12 protein-coding genes and 1 tRNA gene are annotated in these 16,119 nt (G+C 38.6%); 7 read left to right on the top strand and 6 right to left on the bottom strand.

Annotated features, from left to right (window positions below):
• Positions 1-68 precede the first annotated feature (68 nt).
• Both AC5NT5_RS06545 and AC5NT5_RS06540 read right to left on the bottom strand, forming a co-directional pair.
• Entirely contained in the window at positions 69-2,570 is a 2,502-nt protein-coding gene (locus AC5NT5_RS06545; protein WP_002960651.1) for an ABC transporter permease, read from the bottom strand.
• Positions 2,560-3,273, bottom strand: a complete 714-nt coding sequence (locus tag AC5NT5_RS06540; protein ID WP_494514365.1) for an ABC transporter ATP-binding protein — start codon at positions 3,271-3,273, stop codon at positions 2,560-2,562. The genes AC5NT5_RS06545 and AC5NT5_RS06540 overlap by 11 nt, the downstream gene beginning before the upstream one ends.
• On the opposite strand from AC5NT5_RS06540, the gene AC5NT5_RS06535 reads away from it, so the two are divergent.
• Positions 3,274-3,897, top strand: a complete 624-nt coding sequence (locus tag AC5NT5_RS06535; protein WP_494514363.1) for an arylesterase — start codon at positions 3,274-3,276, stop codon at positions 3,895-3,897.
• Positions 3,898-4,008: 111 nt separating this feature from the next.
• A tRNA-Pro gene (locus AC5NT5_RS06530) sits at positions 4,009-4,085 on the top strand.
• Between the two features lie 438 nt (positions 4,086-4,523).
• On the opposite strand, the gene AC5NT5_RS06525 is transcribed toward AC5NT5_RS06530, so the two are convergent.
• Positions 4,524-4,772, bottom strand: a complete 249-nt coding sequence (locus tag AC5NT5_RS06525; RefSeq protein WP_024596835.1) for a hypothetical protein — start codon at positions 4,770-4,772, stop codon at positions 4,524-4,526.
• Positions 4,773-4,864: 92 nt separating this feature from the next.
• Positions 4,865-6,502 carry a cyanophycinase gene (locus AC5NT5_RS06520; RefSeq protein WP_494514362.1) on the bottom strand — a complete coding sequence of 546 codons (1,638 nt, stop codon included), beginning with the start codon at positions 6,500-6,502 and terminating at the stop codon, positions 4,865-4,867.
• Between the two features lie 262 nt (positions 6,503-6,764).
• Here AC5NT5_RS06520 and AC5NT5_RS06515 point away from each other — a divergent pair, with 262 nt between their 5' ends.
• The 3 genes from AC5NT5_RS06515 (at position 6,765) to AC5NT5_RS06505 (ending at position 8,765) form a co-directional block, all read left to right on the top strand.
• Positions 6,765-7,352, top strand: a complete 588-nt coding sequence (locus AC5NT5_RS06515; RefSeq protein WP_024596834.1) for a hypothetical protein — start codon at positions 6,765-6,767, stop codon at positions 7,350-7,352.
• 98 nt (positions 7,353-7,450) lie between these two features.
• A complete protein-coding gene (locus AC5NT5_RS06510) occupies positions 7,451-8,365 on the top strand; it encodes a zinc dependent phospholipase C family protein (protein ID WP_182696233.1) in 915 nt (304 codons plus the stop codon).
• 1 nt (position 8,366) lies between these two features.
• On the top strand, positions 8,367-8,765 hold the full coding sequence (locus AC5NT5_RS06505; protein WP_002960664.1) for a hypothetical protein: 399 nt from the start codon (positions 8,367-8,369) through the stop codon (positions 8,763-8,765).
• A gap of 23 nt (positions 8,766-8,788) precedes the next feature.
• Here AC5NT5_RS06505 and AC5NT5_RS06500 read toward each other — a convergent pair whose 3' ends face one another.
• On the bottom strand, positions 8,789-11,059 hold the full coding sequence (locus AC5NT5_RS06500) for a putative bifunctional diguanylate cyclase/phosphodiesterase (protein WP_494514361.1): 2,271 nt from the start codon (positions 11,057-11,059) through the stop codon (positions 8,789-8,791).
• Between the two features lie 126 nt (positions 11,060-11,185).
• Positions 11,186-14,035, bottom strand: coding sequence for a UvrD-helicase domain-containing protein (locus tag AC5NT5_RS06495; protein ID WP_494514360.1), 2,850 nt, complete (start codon positions 14,033-14,035; stop codon positions 11,186-11,188).
• Positions 14,036-14,306: 271 nt separating this feature from the next.
• On the opposite strand from AC5NT5_RS06495, the gene AC5NT5_RS06490 reads away from it, so the two are divergent.
• Together AC5NT5_RS06490 and AC5NT5_RS06485 are read left to right on the top strand one after the other, a co-directional pair.
• The gene (locus tag AC5NT5_RS06490) at positions 14,307-15,044 is read left to right on the top strand and encodes a hypothetical protein (RefSeq protein ID WP_494514359.1); all 738 of its coding nucleotides are present in this window, start codon (positions 14,307-14,309) and stop codon (positions 15,042-15,044) included.
• Positions 15,045-15,158: 114 nt separating this feature from the next.
• On the top strand, positions 15,159-16,073 hold the full coding sequence (locus AC5NT5_RS06485) for a M14 family metallopeptidase (RefSeq protein ID WP_494514358.1): 915 nt from the start codon (positions 15,159-15,161) through the stop codon (positions 16,071-16,073).
• The last annotated feature ends 46 nt before the right edge of the window (positions 16,074-16,119 follow it).

Raw genomic sequence — 16,119 nt, 5'->3', positions numbered from 1 at the left:
ACCAGTACAAAGAAAAACAAAAATGCCCACGTACTAGGTGGGCATTTACAGAGCATGTTAGTTTAAGCTTACCCTAGGGCACGCACTAATCCTTGGGTGTTTTGTTTAAGTGTTCGGGCAATCATTAAATAACCTAAGCCTGCCACAAATACGCCGCCAGCTACCGGACCTATAATCCATATATGTGGGTGTAACTTACCTGCTAAATCAAACATTTGTTGCTGCACAATCAAAAGCGCTATATCACTAAAAAATGCAGCCACTAAACCAGCTAAACCGCCTAGTAATAAAAACTCATACAGGGTCGCGTTTTTAATTAATCGGCTTTTAGCGCCAAGCGTTCTGAGTATGACAATTTCTTGCATACGCTCACCTAAACTAGCTTGCACTTGCGATATAAGTACAAGCGCGCCACACAGCACAACAATTGCAAGTACGAAGCCAATGGCGAGCGATACTTGCGAAATAGTAGTTTGTATTTGCTTAACAAAGTTATCAATATCAATGGCTGTAATAGTAGGGTAAGTACGTAATAACTGGCTAAAGTCACGTTTTTGATCTGGATTTATACGTACCGACGAAATATACGTCGCCGGAAAATCTGCAAGTACATCAGGGCTTAAAATAATAAAAAAGTTAGGTTTAAGCGTGGCCCAATTTACTTTGCGCACACTGGTGATTTTAGCGTCGAACGACTGCGAACCAATTAAAAATGTAAGCGTATCGCCTATCTCAACATCTAATCGCTCAAGCATCGACTCCTCTACTGAAGCCTCAGCCATCGCATTTTCACCAAACCACGTGCCTTGTGTTACTTCATTTTGGTCAGGCACATCTTTAAGCCATGTAAGGTTTAGCTCACGACCAATACCTGCACGTGCTTCTTCGTCTTTTTTCTCGTTGTCTTGCAGCGATACAGAACGTGCTACCAACTCGCCGTTTACCGCATTTACGCGCCCACGAATAGTGGGATAAAACTCTGATACCTGAATATCTTTTTGAGCTAAATATTCATTAATTGGCTCAAGCTCATTTTGCGTAATATTAACTAAAAACGCATTAGGCGCGTCGCTTGGAAGTTGCGACTGCCAATCAGATATCATGTCGTTTTTAAGTACCACTAAAAACAGCAGTAATTTAATTGCTAACGAAAAACTAATTAACTGTACCGCGTTCACATTTGCACGCTTTTGGATAGATGCAATTGCAAGCGACCAGCTGTTACCTGGCTTTAATCCTAGCTTTCGACCACCACCAAATATTAATTTAGATACTAAAAACAGCACACCAATTAGCGCAAGTGTTGATATAAACAAAATAAGCGTTATTTTTATGTTGTTACTAAATAACCACATTAATAAAAACACAGTTAGCGCACTCATACCTAAATGCACACGGCTCACTGCCAACTTGTCACCTAAGTTACGGCGCAGTACTCTAAGCGGTGGAATATCAAATAAATCAAATAATGGTTTAATAGAAAACATAACGGCACAAATTACGCCAGTGCTTATAGCTACCAGCCAAGGTTTAAAGCCACCTAAAGGCAGCTCTGTGCCCATACTTTTTGATAAGTAACTTGTTGCTATTTCTTGCAAGCCATAACCAATTAACAGCCCAATACTTACCGCCATTGCACATACAAGCAATAAATGGAGCATGTATATTTTGCGGATCATTGAACGGCTACCGCCTAGCGTTTTCATCATCGCTACTGGGTCGTATTGGCGTTCACAATAACGTTTTGCTGAAACAGCTATAGCCACTGCGGCTAAAATAATGCCCAGTAAACCAGCAAGTAATAAAAAGCTCTCAGCGCGGTTTAAGCTGTTTGAAATGGGTGATTGGCGGTCTTTAACGCCATACCATTGTTGGTTTTCTTTCATTTGTGGTTTAAGCCACTCGTAAAAGCTATTTATGTCGGCCTCACTACCTGCATAAAGTTGGCGGTAATAAACACGACTACCCGGCTGCACAACTTCAGTTTTTGCAACATCGTCAATATTAATAAGCACACGACGGCTACTTGAAAATACATTAAATGGCGCGTCTGGCTCTTCTACAATAACTTTTGAAACATTAAATAATGCCGCGCCAAGCTCTACTTGCGCGCCTATATCAATATTTAAACTGTAAAATACCGATTCACTTAGCCACACATTACCCGGCGTTGGCCCGCTATTAGCAACCTTAGTTTCACCGGTTAGGGTGTCTTTAACTTTTAACTGCCCTTTTAGCGGGTACGCATTAGATGCCGCTTTTACTGAGCTAAACTGCATTTCATCATCGGCAAACAACATAGTGTCGAAATACACCATTTGCGCCGTTTTTAAATTTTGGCTCTGTGCTTGAGTAATAAAAGCGGTGTCCAGAACATGGTCGCTTGCAAGTACACGGTCTGCTGCAATAAAAGCACTGCTTTTTTGCGCAATACTTTGCCCTATTCGCTCAGTAACCATAGACAATGTAAGCACGGTTAACACAGCAAGAGCGATAGCTGCGCTTATAACCGTGAGCTCACCACGGCGAAATTCTCGTGAAAATAATTTAAGCGCTAACTTAACCCACATTAGCAACGCCCTCTACTTGGCTTTTTACCAGTAAACCCGCTTCTATTTGAATAATGTGCTCACATTTTTGTGCAAGCCCTTCATCGTGAGTTACCAAAATAAGCGTGGTGCCGTGTTGCGTGTTTAAATCAAATAATAAGGATTCAATCATTTTACCGTTTTTGCTGTCTAAATTAGCCGAAGGCTCATCAGCAAATAGTATTTTAGGTGTACCAATAAATGCTCGCGCAATAGCAACACGTTGCTGTTCACCGCCAGAGAGTTGCGACGGATAATGATCAGTTCGATGGCTCAAGCCTACTTTTTCAAGCAAAGCAATTGCTTGCTCTTTCGCATCACTTTCGCCAGCAAGCTCTGCTGGCAGCATAACGTTTTCTAGTGCAGTTAAGCTTTGTACTAACATAAACGATTGAAACACAAATCCAATTTTAGCGGCGCGCAGTGCAGCACGCTCTTCTTCATCTAAATTGTGTAATGGTTCACCATCTAAAAATATTTCACCGCTGCTGGCGGTATCCAGCCCTGCTAATAAACTGAGTAACGTTGATTTACCAGAGCCCGACGTGCCAACAATAGCAACAGACTCGCCATGCTTGACATTAAAGCTGATGTCGCTGAGGATGGGCAGCTCACCTTCAAAGGTAGAAACTATTTTAGACAAACCATTAACCTGAATTATATTTAATTGAGAAAGCGCTGACATATGACTCATTCAATCCTTCGTTTAGTATTCATTTTATTTTTAGTTATCAAACCGCTGAGCGCAGCAGCCGAAAACACGATTTTAATACTCGGTGACAGTTTAAGCGCAGCCTACGGACTTCAACAAGAAGAAGGCTGGGTAAAATTGTTACAAGATAAATACGATGACGAACACGCCGACATTGAACTTATCAACGCCAGTATTAGTGGCGAAACATCTGGTGGAGCCCTACGCCGTTTAGATGCATTGCTTGAGCAATACGAACCCACTCATGTACTTATTGAGCTAGGTGCTAATGACGGTTTACGTGGTTTTCCAGTCAAAAAAATGCAAACTAACTTAACGTCTCTTATTCAAAAAAGCCAAGCAGCTAATGCGATGACCGCCTTAATGGAGATTTACATTCCCCCTAATTACGGCCCGCGTTACAGTAAAATGTTTACTGACACTTTTTCGCGCGTTAGCGAAGAAACAAATGCGCATTTAATGAACTTTTTTATGCTCGATATTGCCAGCCAACCTGAGCTAATGCAAAACGATAGTTTACACCCTAACAAAAAAGCTCAGCCATTAATACGAGATGAGGTGTATGACTCGATCAAAAAGTGGCTAAATAAAGACTAGCTAATTAATACACCGCAAGGGCGCCTTTTTAGGCCTCTTGCGTAATAAACACCCAAACAAACAATCGCTTATTGATTTTTAAAAAAATACACGTACTATTGCAAACAACGTCGGTATGTAGCGCAGCTTGGTAGCGCACTGTCATGGGGTGGCAGGGGTCGAGAGTTCGAATCTCTCCATACCGACCATTAATACCAATCCGCAATAATACTTAATCATTTTGCGGGGCTAAACGTGTCGCTACCTGTGTTAAAAAATTCTCATTTAGAACAACTAAATAGCGAATTTTTTGCCTAGCTATCAACACGTTTTTCCATCCTAAAAATAGATCACTTAATTAAGCGAATTGGTATAAACTCCTTCTATATCAATAAGTTAAATTTATCTTCAAAATATAGCCAAAATCCATCTGTTTTGATTCTACAATTTATCCGTGGCACTATCTTATTTATCTAAGCGCACTTAATAAAACTGAGTTTAGCTGGCTAGTTTTGTGGTTTTTGAGGGGGTTGTATTTAAATATTATTACCTTGAAGTGGCCTTTATGGGATCTATATAAAGCCATTTAATTTCAATTTATTGAAATTAAAATAAAAAAGCGCTCTAAGCGCTTTTTTATTAAAGTACTAGTGCTTGCGCCCTACACCATTACGTACCATGTCTTGCCCTGTTTGGAATACATCTTCTGTAATACCGCGCGCTAAAAGTAATTTTTGATTATCGTCAAACACGGCTACAAAACGACTACCATCACTATTGTTTGTTGCCATACCAACGCCCGAAACACCCTTAAGGCCAAGACCGCCGTTTTCTACATTTAATAAAAAGCTTTCTAATTCGGCTAGACTAGAAATTACATCATTTTCTTTATTCATTTTAACACTCTTTTAGTAAGGCTTTTAAATCATTATGGTGGCTATTTTATATAGAAGAGCCAAAAACTTAAACCCTTGGCTCAGGTTAGTCACTAAATCGACTTTATAGCTAACTCTAAATTGCTTAGCGCACAACCAAACTCTTTTGCATTTACGCGATGATACTGTGTGTCACTCGTTGCTGTAAGGCTAATTATAAACTCGTCTTGTTGGGCTACCGCACTTTGCTCTTGGCTTAGGCACATCGCTTGAGTAAGTGAACGCAGTTTTGAATTTGTTAAAATTGAGCCAAAACGCTGCACTGGAAGTGGAGGTATTTTTATAGCGGGTAACGCTTCATCTATTGTGCGTGCGCTTAATGTAAACGTATTATTGGTAATTTCAATTACACTGCTTGTAGGCCAGTACGAATAGCTATAGCTCTTACTCCCAGGTTGGGCTTTACCTTGGTTAGCCAAATGCACTACACCACTTTTGCCTATTACGGTTATTAAGCTACCTTCTGGCGATTTAATAACAACTAAGGCTGTATTTTCATCAATACCAAATCCATGTTGAATCTCTGTTTTAGTATTTTTCACTTCGTTTTTATTTAGCGCTGCTGCAAGCCTAAATGTACGGTTTTGTTCGCTAAATTGAGTATCTAGTACACCAAAGTTAAAACTGCCCAGCCCACCAGCATTAGTGTTATTTTCACTTTTACGAAGTGCCTCAAGGCTTGTCGTATTTGTAAGCATGCCCGTCACTTTACTTTGGATTGCAGCACCGGCTCCTTCACCTACAATTACTGGGCGAGTTTGCAATGCTTGCGTCCACGGGTATGGGTTATTGTTTTGATCAAATAATACCTTATGAGTTAATGCTGCATTACCGCTATTAAACATCACACCGGTACTATTTTTAATAAGTGATACAAGTGCATTAGTGCCATTTTTACATAAAGCGTATTCGGCCTTTGTGCGATCGGGATAAATCACTTCACGGTTATACACATTCATTAATGTATTTCTAAGCGCTGGTAATTCATCGCACGAGTTACTCGTAATCGCTTTAGCAAGCGCTGGCGTTAGTGCTAACCATTGAGTGTTTATATTTGATTGTGCCAAAAGACTTTGCGCTACATCTGCCGACTCATAAGGGTCGCGGCTCGAAGCCGTAATAGCAAGCATAGTTGGTTTTGCGTTATTAACTTTTAAACTGCCCGACACAAATTGTAAAATATTATTAGTCGCAACCTCATTATTAAAATCGGTATTTACTTGCTCTTTTAAACGCTCACCGTTTTTATTAAGTAGCGGTACTTCTAGCATATCAAATACAAAGTTGTACTCTTGCTGAGTTAGACTTTCTAATTGCTGATTATTTTTATCGCGCCACTGCCAGAGTAAATCTGTTTTTGATACGCTATTTGACGATTTACTTTGTATGATTTTAAGTGTTTTTAATACAGCCGTTTTTGCCTCAACATTATTATTAGGCCAATGCTGCGCGATGTTTTTTATTTGAGAGCTGCTAAGTGTATATAAATTATGTGACTTACCATCAATAACAGCCTCTTTTTGGCAATTATTAAGCTTGGCGCTAGTACAGGTAGTAAGCTCTGACCCCACTAAAATTAAAGTTTGGCTTTGCTCTTGAGCTACTGCATTTATTGAAAAACCGGCACCGAACAATGCCACTACCATACCCAGTAACTTCGGCTGTTGATCACGTAAAAATGCACATATCATAATGTAAACTCTAATATAAATAATAAAACTAATGTGCTGTAGTTTAACAGCTAGCCACTTGCGCCTAAATATATTTTTATAAATGTTAAATAATTCAAGTCTCTGAAAAACGTTCGGGTTAAGCACTGCATTTAAATACATTGTTTAGTTTGCCCCTCTGTCTTTGTAAATATTATCTAAACAAATTTAAACGGAGCATTTATTGACCAATTTCATTGTTTAAATTACGGTGGTGAATTATTTTATGTAACTGGGATGAAATATGGACTTTTCTAATGAAGAGATAAATTTTTTTGCTGAGTTATTTAAGCCCAATACAAAGTCACATGCTCACAACAGTCACGTTTTAACATTACAAAGTTCAGTACCAGCCAATATTGCTCACTTACTTAGTAGCGCTAATTTAACCCTGCTCGCAGAGGTTGCACACTATCAGTTATGGTTTCCGTTGGACTTGAAAATTGATAGCGCCGGTATAATCAAACCGATTTTAACCGCCCCCGAAGTAATAGACACACAAGGCACACTGCGCAGTTGGCGCTGGAGTGAGCTAAATATTAAAAGCCAAGGGTTTAAAATTGAATCAATATCAAACACGGGGATGTTTTTAAAACCCCTCAGAAAAGGTAACCATTTAAATAAATCACAGCACATGGAATTTATTTTACCTAACAAACAAAGTATTTCGATGGAAATAGAACCCGTAAGGCAAAGCACGCAAGGTATAGCCGCTAAAATAACGCAAATTCATAGCGGTCAAGAGCAACTAAGAGCTTACCTATTTGAAGAACATAAGCGTCAACATGCTAAATTATACGAGAATGGCCAATTAGTTGAGCAGCTAATTTAATAGGTGTTTACCCCGCTATACTTGCATTTAGTTGGCTTTATTTAACCCCCTCTCAATGTTAATCTGTACCCTTATTAATAAATCATAAGGGTATGACAATGCCAGGTGCTTTTGCGCACATCACTGCTGTTAATATTGCAACGCAAACCAAGTCACTCGCTAAAATGGATATGCCTAAAAAAGCAAAGCTTATTTTAAGCCAACGCCAAGCATACCTTGAACTAGGCTGTGTAGCCCCCGATTATCCTTACTTAGCTGTAGCGCAGCCTAGCCAAAATGCGTGGGCCGACCTAATGCACTATGAGCACACAGGCGATTTACTTAAAGCAATGATTGAATACTGTAAAACACTTGAAGGTGAAGCATTTGAAAAGTGTTTTTCCTGGTTATGCGGTTATATGGCCCATGTTGCTGCAGATATAACAGTGCATCCGGTTGTTGAATTAAAAGTAGGCCCTTACGCGCAAAACCAAACGGCGCACCGTACCTGCGAAATGAATCAAGACGCGTTTATTTGGCAACGTTTAAACTTAGGTGAGTTAGGTTATGCTGACCGCGTGCAACAAAATATTGGATCTTGTACTAACAAAGACGATAATTTTGATACCGATATTGCAAAAATTTGGCGACATGCTTTATTAACGGTTCACCCAAGCTACGCAGCACAACACGCTCCTAACTTTAATTCATGGCATAACGGTTTTCAGCTTGTAGTAAATAATGTTGAAGAAAGCTATCGATTATTTGCCTGTGCACGCCATGTTGCTGCTAATTTAGGCTTGTTTTATCCTCGCCCAAACGAAGTAGACCCCACTTTTATTGAACATCTAAAAACGCCGCACGAGCCTATGCATTACAACGATATTTTTGACTTTGCCGTTAGTAACATTCAGCACTACATAACCATTATTGCCAATGCCGTATTTTTAGATACTGATTACAGTGCAATTAAAAATTGGAACCTAGATACAGGCTACGATGAACACAACACGATGACGGTATGGAGCCAATAAAATGAAACACTTACTTTATATAAGCCTCATAGTATTACTTAGCGGTTGCTACACTCCTAAAAAAAACAATCCAGAAGTGATGGCCGACTTAGCCTCACAATTAAAAGATATTGCTACAGCCGTTGATGGCACACTAAAATTTAGTGAAACATCCTATTCAACAACTGATGAGTTATTAAAAGCCGCTGTTAATAACGATTTAAGCAAACTTGCACCTTTTGGGGAATACACGCTTATTGTAAACGTACAAGATGATAACGCAGTGCTACTTTTATGTGATGCCAATACGGCTTTAATTGAAGATGCAGGCTGTACTGCTCAATCAGATATACAGCATTGGGGAGCAGGAGTTATTCATCAGTGCGAAATAACTATAAACGCCCAACAGCTCTGTAACTAGGTAATAAAATACCTGCTATACATTTAAAGTTGAGCCGTCACCTCTTTGGGGTTAAACACTAAGCCATGGCGGCTAACATGCTCTGCAAAATTTTCGGCTGACATTGGTTTCGCAAAGTAAAAGCCCTGAAATTCTTTACACCCCATTTGCGCCATTATTGCTACTTGCTCTTGGGTTTCTACTCCTTCGGCTACACACTTAATATCAAGCTCTTCACACATAACGTGCACCGCTTTAACTAAACTTTTTTGACGCGTAGAGCTTGTTACTTGGCTGATTAATGAGCGATCTAACTTGAGCTTGTTAATAGGGTAATCGGCAAGGCGTGCAATATTAGAATACCCCACTCCAAAATCATCAACCGAAATAGTAAAACCCCACGATTGCAGTGTTTGCATAAGCTTTAGCGAATGCGCTTGGTTTGCCTCAAGAGAGGTTTCAGTCAGTTCTAACTCTATTTGAGGTGGCTTTACGTTGAAGTCGGCAAGGTATTTAACCAGTTTTGACATAAAATCGGTTTGGCTAAAATCAATTAGAGATATATTTATTGCCACCGGCACACTCGGTAAACCCGCCTTAGTCCAATTGGAAATTTGAGCGCAGACTTTTTGAATAATCAGATCGGTTAACCTACTGACCATTCTGTATTCTTCGGCAATAGGAATAAATACCACTGGCGACACATTACCTAGTATAGGACTGTTCCAACGCGCTAAAGCTTCAAGCCCTATACATTTACCCGTTGCATCTACTTTAGGTTGATAGTGTACCGACAAATCGCCCTGCTGAAGCGCTTCATCTAATAACATCGAAATTTCGTATTTTTCGATAAAAGCTTGTGATTGTTTTTCGTTATAACCACTTAGAGGCATATTACAGTTTGCAACTTTAAGTGCTTCGCACGCATTGCTAAGTACTGTTGTGCTGTTTTTTCCGTGATCAGGATACTTTGCAAAACCAAATAAAAATGATTGCTGACACTTAGTGCCAAACACATTATAAGTTTTATCTAATGTATTTTTTATTTGCATTAATAGCTTATCTTCAAGCTCGTTTTGCGAGTTTGCGCCAATTATAAAAGCAAGCTTTCCTACTCCTATATGGGCACACAACAACGGCCCATCTGCCATCGCCTTTAAACGCTTGTACGCGTTAATAAGTAATGCTTGAGAGTCGGCTTTAGTGAGCTTTAAATTTAAGTATTCACTATTTGCACTTTGGGTAACAACGATAAAAAAACCTTTTTGGTATTTGCTTGTTAATCTGTCGCATTGCAGCTCAAACCATTCTCTATTAGGTAGTTTTGTTTGCGAGTCTCTAAAGCGTAAACGTTTATTTTCTTGTTCCATCATCGATAAATTTTGTTTAATGAGCTGTTCTTGCGTGCAATCGTAAAAGTCGTATACACGGTAGTTAGTACTCATTGTTATTTGTTGGTAGCAGGCTTTAAAATAGCTTTTTTTGTACTTCACAATTTTATTTTGAGCATTAGGGGCGTCAAAAACTAAAGTAGGAAATAAATGAGAAAGGTTAACGCATTCTTCTTTTAATTCTTTTTTTATACCAAACATATCAATAGCGTGTTGATTAAAATCAGTAATGACAAGATTTTCGTCAACAATAATTTTGGCTTTATTTGATTCGGTGAACAGACTTCGATAAAGCTCATTTTTATCTTTAAGGTGTGTATTAGCGCTTATCATTGTTTTGTTTAAACGCTTAGCAGCCACAATTGTGCGTGCCACAGCAAGGGGAATACAAATGTTAAAAAATAAGAATATTAGCCCTGTAATGTATAAGCTGGCATCGGGAAGTTGCTGAGCAATGCCAGTTAAGCCCGATACATCAACGTTATTGATGATCATATAAAACGGTACAATATTTAATACGCCATAAGCAAGGGCTGTTCTATAACCAAGTAGCATAAGTGCTATTATTGGGCAGGAATACATATACATAGAGCCCACTTTAGCAAGCTCTAGGTCTGTTAAAAATAAGTTCATTGACACGCTAGCAGCTACAATGGCTACTAAAAGTACATGAGCGCTGAAGTGATAAAAACGCTTACTTGCTATAAGCAAACCGCATACAGTCGCAAAAAAACTGCTTGTTAATACAACAATATAAATTAAGTTAAACTCAATAGCGCTTGCGTACGTGTGGCACACCACAGCAAAACATAACACCATTACTAATGATAGAATAATGCGCAGTGCACTTACTCGCCAATTAGCAACCTGATCAGGGGCTGAATAGTGATCGTTTAATAAAAAGAACCTATTGAAAAAATGCATAATAAACAACAGTTAAAGCTCATTCTTCTATTAGACATTGATAACTTGTTAAAATCAATCAAATGAATATAATTTCTATTTACATTGTTCTATAAAATAGACAGGTGTAAACCTGCTCGTTAGCCATTAAACATTCATTTTTCGAGTGTTTTTACAGTTATCCTCTTTAAGCGCGAAACCACTGCACCCTAAAAATTCACCGTGCTTAGATTTACGTTTACGCATTTCGCGACCACACTTTTCACAAATTGGATGCTGCGTTTTACACTCTGTATTCACACATTGTGAATACGTGCTTTTATCAACTGATGGGCTACTACAGCTTTTACACACTCGTAGTTTAGTTTCGCAAATCTGCGTATTAGTACAGCTATAATAATCACCATACTGACCCGTTTTTGGCACAATTAATCCGTCGCTGCACGTATTACACTCTCTTTGCTTTAGTTGCGACTTGTTAAACAACGTGGAGCCGATTTGAATAGGATAATCGTCATTTACTAGTTCTTTTACAAACGCTGAGCATGCATAAGGGTCTGCAATTAAATACGCTTTATGTTTTGCGCGCGTAATACCTACATAAAGCAAACGCCTTTCTTCTGAGTGAGTGAATTCATCTTGCACTGGTAATAACGACTCCACCAGGACGTTATTTTGATTATCGCTAGGAAACCCTAATTTACCTTGTTCAAAACCAATAATAATACAGTAATCGGCTTCAAGCCCCTTAGCGCTATGCAATGTCCAAAAATAAAGAGGGTTTGTATGCTTTTTATCTTTTAAATGCTGCTGCACGCTATTTAACATGTATCGGTATCGACTAAGTATGGCAATGCTCGCTGATGCATCGTTTTTTTGAATAGTGCTTATGCTCTGCTGTACTTTTATTTCTATCGATTTAGTGCCTTGGTATAAATCGTCTAACAAAATAACTTGTGGTGTGGTTACTTGCGTATGTGTGCTGATCTGCTTTTTATATTGCTCAGGGTTTTGCATTACAAAGCGCCCCGCTACATCACTAATACTATTGTTATATCTAAATGTTTTTTGCAACATAGTAAGTGAGTGGCTGCCCACTAATTCATTAAAGCATGTAGTAAGCGCTAAATTACCACCCGAGAACCGATAAATTGCTTGCCAGTCATCACCTACCGCAGTAAAGCGTATTCCTTTGCCATATTTTAATGTGGCATTTAAAAAAACCATACGCGCACTTGATATATCTTGAAACTCATCAACTAAAATGTGGCTCCATGGAATATTAAAATCTCCGCTTACTATCGCCTTTGTTGCTTGAATAATCATGTCGTCAAAATCAATGGCATTTTGCGTGCTTAGTTCATTTATATAAGCGTCATGAATTTGCACTAACAAGTTTGCATATTGTTGATAGTTTTTAATACCACTTTGCTTGATGCGCTGCGCTATTTGCTTATCACTTAGTTGCTCCACTCGAATAGCTTGTAAGCATTTTATGTACTTATCAATGCCTTGCTGTAACTGTCCTGAGTTATTTAAAGTATGAAATATTTCGTCGTTACTTAAAGGTGTTAATTCAACATTATGCTGCTTTAATTGTTTAGCGAGAGTTTGCTCTAGCTTTCCTTCTACCCAGTTGTAATGAAAGGTTTCGAGTAAAGTGGTGCCATTTTGTTTATGTAACTTACGCTTAAATGCAATTTGCTCGTTATAGTGTTTTTTATCTATATCGGCACGAGTATTCCCTTGCCTATCAATGCCAAAGTGCTCTAAGTAAATATCGTATTGAGGTATATAAAAGTCTGGTTGGTATTGCCCACTTAGCTCTGCGCCTTGATTAAAGTGATAATTCACCTCATAACTGTGCGCCACGCAATTCAAATGTAGCCAGTTTGAAATAAGCACTTCCTGATAACTTTTTACTTTATGACCCGCAAGGCTACGGTATTCGTTATCGCGTACGTACCGCTCGTACTGTGCATTATCTTTAAAGCTAAATATATCAATCGGCTCATGGAGTAAATCTACAAATGCTTTTAAAAACTGTGGCTCGGTTTGTATTTTTTTACTTACCCACCCAGTTAACCAACTATTTAATTGAACTGGGTCGGTTGCAAATTTTGACAATTCGATTGGCTTTTTAGCACTTTGTAATAATTTAAGCCCAAGCGCATGAAACGTTAAAATAGTGGGTGCTTTGGTATGCAATTTTGCATACGTGGCGCGTTTAATAAAGCGCTCTTTAAGCTCATTTGCTGCTGTTTTATTATAGGCCAGCACCAAAATTTGCTCAGGCTTGGCAATATCACACGCTATTAGATCTAACGATTTTGCGACCATCACAGATGTTTTACCTGTGCCTGCTGCCGCTAATACTAGGTTTTTATCGTTATCGCGTATAACCGCTAAGCGCTGCTCTGTTGTTAATGGATTTGACTCTACTTGATTAAAAAAGTCATTTTTAAGAGTTAGCTGTTTTTTTTCATATTTATGGCGCAGCTGTGCGATTGCATCGTGAGTATTGGGTGTGGAGCTCAGTATATTTAAAAATTTAATACTGCTTGGCGATAAGTGTTGTTGCCATGTATTTGTACTTTGAGCGTATTGTTTAGCAAGTAAAAATACTTCGTTATTAAGTATTTTCATGGAACTATCACGTAAAAACTCATCTAAAGCATAACGCTTTAGCAAAGCCTTGGCGTTATTTACTTTTTGCTCAAGCATGGCTGAAAATTGCGTATTAAGGGCGGTATTTAAAGACTTAGCTTGTGCTTTGTTTAAAAAGCTAATTGATGTATTGCTACTATCGCACAAATTAATTTTGGCGCTAAATAAACGATTTTTAAGTATTGAGTAATTATCAAAGTCTTTAATTAAAAATGTCCGTGCGGGAGCACTTCTAAAATGCACAACAAGGCGCTCTTGTTCAATAGTTACGTGTTTAATACGGGTAAAAAAACGGCCTAGCCAACTTGGAGTAGCAATATACTGCGCCATAATACTCAATATGAAGATATGCTTTGGCTTGATTGTAACATACTCTTTTATATTACATTTAACGCTAAATAGTAGTCATTTATCAAGCAACCTCTTAGCAGGCTGACTTTTAAAACTTAATGTTATCATTTTACTCACAACCATTAACAATTTTAAACATTTACAGATAGTGTGTTGTGTAACAATGCACAAATACACTTAATATATTTACCAGGTATATCCGCAATTAAACAATTACTTATAGCTAATTCAGTGGTTAAAAGGAGCTAACATGCTTAAAAAGTGCATTACCACAACTGCTTTAATTTTATTATTATGCGCCTGTACATCAGAAACAGAGTCGAATTTAGTAAAAACAAAAGGAATTTGGGCAGGCTTTGAGCTGGTTTCTGACGGTAACCGCACGCGTGTTAACGCAGAGCTAAATGCGGGAGATGCTAATGGCTCAAACATTATTTTAAGCGATAGCGACTCATTGCAAGCTGTTGTTAATAACACTGCTACTGTACTTACAAAAGATACCGACTTTTTAGACGTTGATTACCAAGCGTATATAAATGCTACTGATGATAACCAACAGTTTGATATAAAACTTAAACGAGACGATGGCATAAATGCGAATTCAGGTGTGGAACTACCTTTAAATTTTATTGTTTTAACCCCGAGTAACAACCAAACTTTTAGTATTAATAATCCCCTTACAGTTCAGTTAGATGGCACTGATCCCAATAGTACTAGTCAAGTAGAACTTAGCAGTAGCTGCACTAACAATAATAATGAAACACTTTTACAATCAATGCTTTTTGCGCTTAGTACTTCGCGCCTTGAAATAGATTTGCAAAGCTTAGATATGTTTAGCAGCTCGCAAGTAGATCAAAGTAAAACGTGTAGTTTAACAGTTAGTGTAAAGCGTGAACGACTAGGTAGTATTTCGGGTGAGTTCGCAAACCAAAGTTATATTAAAGCCCAGCAATCACGCGCTATTAAAAATATGACTTTAACGTTTTAATTTGCACGCTAATTTACTCAGCGTTAAGCTACGCCTTTATTAAGTAATTTTACCAATTGTAATTGCCCTCCTTATTTATAGGAGAACAAATAACAGTTGATATAAAGGTTTATTATGACTAACAGCACATACCCTATTGGCACACCAGGCAAAAAATGGAATAACAGCGATAAAGCCCAGTGGTTAGCACGCCAAAACATTAAACGCAGTTACCAAAACGAAGTCGTAACGCTAATTAATGACCTTAAAAGCACCTTAGATATAGAGCAATACGGCGAGCTTAATTACGCCGCTGGTACTTACCCATTATATATATTAAAAACGCCTAACTTTAATGCCAATAAGCCAACTGTTTTAATCACCGGTGGTGTACATGGCTACGAAACCAGTGGCGTACATGGCGCACTTAGATTTGCTAAAACATCCGCTATGCAACACTCAGAGCAGTTTAATATTGTTGTTGCGCCCTGCATTAGCCCTTGGGGATATGAAACTATAAACCGCTGGAACCCTGATGCTATTGATCCTAACCGCTCATTTTACGAAGGCAGCCCAGCACAAGAGTCAGCAGCTATTATGGCGTTTGTAAAATCACTCAATGTAGACTTAGTTGCTCATATTGATTTACACGAAACAACCGACAGCGATAACAGTGAATTTAGACCCGCACTTGCTGCCCGTGAAGGCACAACAAACACTAATTGGAACATACCTGATGGGTTTTATTTAGTGGCCGATACCAATAAGCCTGAGCCTGAATTTCAAAAAGTAATTATCGAAGATGTAGCAAAGGTCACGCACATTGCACCGAGTGATGAAAATAACCAGCTAATAGGCGTCCCTCAAGAGCAATTTGGCGTTATTAATTACGCAGCACACGATTTAGGTTTGTGTATGGGCTTTACAGATGCACCCTATGTAACCACAACAGAGGTATACCCTGATAGTCCAACAGCCACAGATGAAGAATGTATTTTGGCGCAAGTAGCGGTTATTAAAAGCGCCCTTAACTATATTAAAGCACTTTAATAAGTTTGCAGCCGCTTGTACCCTCTTGGCAGCTAAACTAAATTTA

The organism is Pseudoalteromonas sp. J2K-J599, assembly GCF_059295115.2.
The sequence above is the reverse complement of the archived record's forward strand: the minus strand, read 5'-3'. Positions and strand labels throughout refer to the sequence as shown.

What these genes read in the sequence shown, in the direction of transcription:
- AC5NT5_RS06485 (WP_494514358.1), top strand. Translation starts at nt 15,159, where the DNA reads ATGACTAACAGCACATACCCTATTGGCACACCAGGCAAAAAATGGAAT.
- AC5NT5_RS06495 (WP_494514360.1), bottom strand. Translation starts at nt 14,035, where the DNA reads ATGGCGCAGTATATTGCTACTCCAAGTTGGCTAGGCCGTTTTTTTACC.
- AC5NT5_RS06540 (WP_494514365.1), bottom strand. Translation starts at nt 3,273, where the DNA reads ATGTCAGCGCTTTCTCAATTAAATATAATTCAGGTTAATGGTTTGTCT.
- AC5NT5_RS06545 (WP_002960651.1), bottom strand. Translation starts at nt 2,570, where the DNA reads ATGTGGGTTAAGTTAGCGCTTAAATTATTTTCACGAGAATTTCGCCGT.
- AC5NT5_RS06520 (WP_494514362.1), bottom strand. Translation starts at nt 6,502, where the DNA reads ATGATATGTGCATTTTTACGTGATCAACAGCCGAAGTTACTGGGTATG.
- AC5NT5_RS06510 (WP_182696233.1), top strand. Translation starts at nt 7,451, where the DNA reads ATGCCAGGTGCTTTTGCGCACATCACTGCTGTTAATATTGCAACGCAA.
- AC5NT5_RS06490 (WP_494514359.1), top strand. Translation starts at nt 14,307, where the DNA reads ATGCTTAAAAAGTGCATTACCACAACTGCTTTAATTTTATTATTATGC.
- AC5NT5_RS06535 (WP_494514363.1), top strand. Translation starts at nt 3,274, where the DNA reads ATGACTCATTCAATCCTTCGTTTAGTATTCATTTTATTTTTAGTTATC.
- AC5NT5_RS06500 (WP_494514361.1), bottom strand. Translation starts at nt 11,059, where the DNA reads ATGCATTTTTTCAATAGGTTCTTTTTATTAAACGATCACTATTCAGCC.
- AC5NT5_RS06515 (WP_024596834.1), top strand. Translation starts at nt 6,765, where the DNA reads ATGGACTTTTCTAATGAAGAGATAAATTTTTTTGCTGAGTTATTTAAG.
- AC5NT5_RS06525 (WP_024596835.1), bottom strand. Translation starts at nt 4,772, where the DNA reads ATGAATAAAGAAAATGATGTAATTTCTAGTCTAGCCGAATTAGAAAGC.
- AC5NT5_RS06505 (WP_002960664.1), top strand. Translation starts at nt 8,367, where the DNA reads ATGAAACACTTACTTTATATAAGCCTCATAGTATTACTTAGCGGTTGC.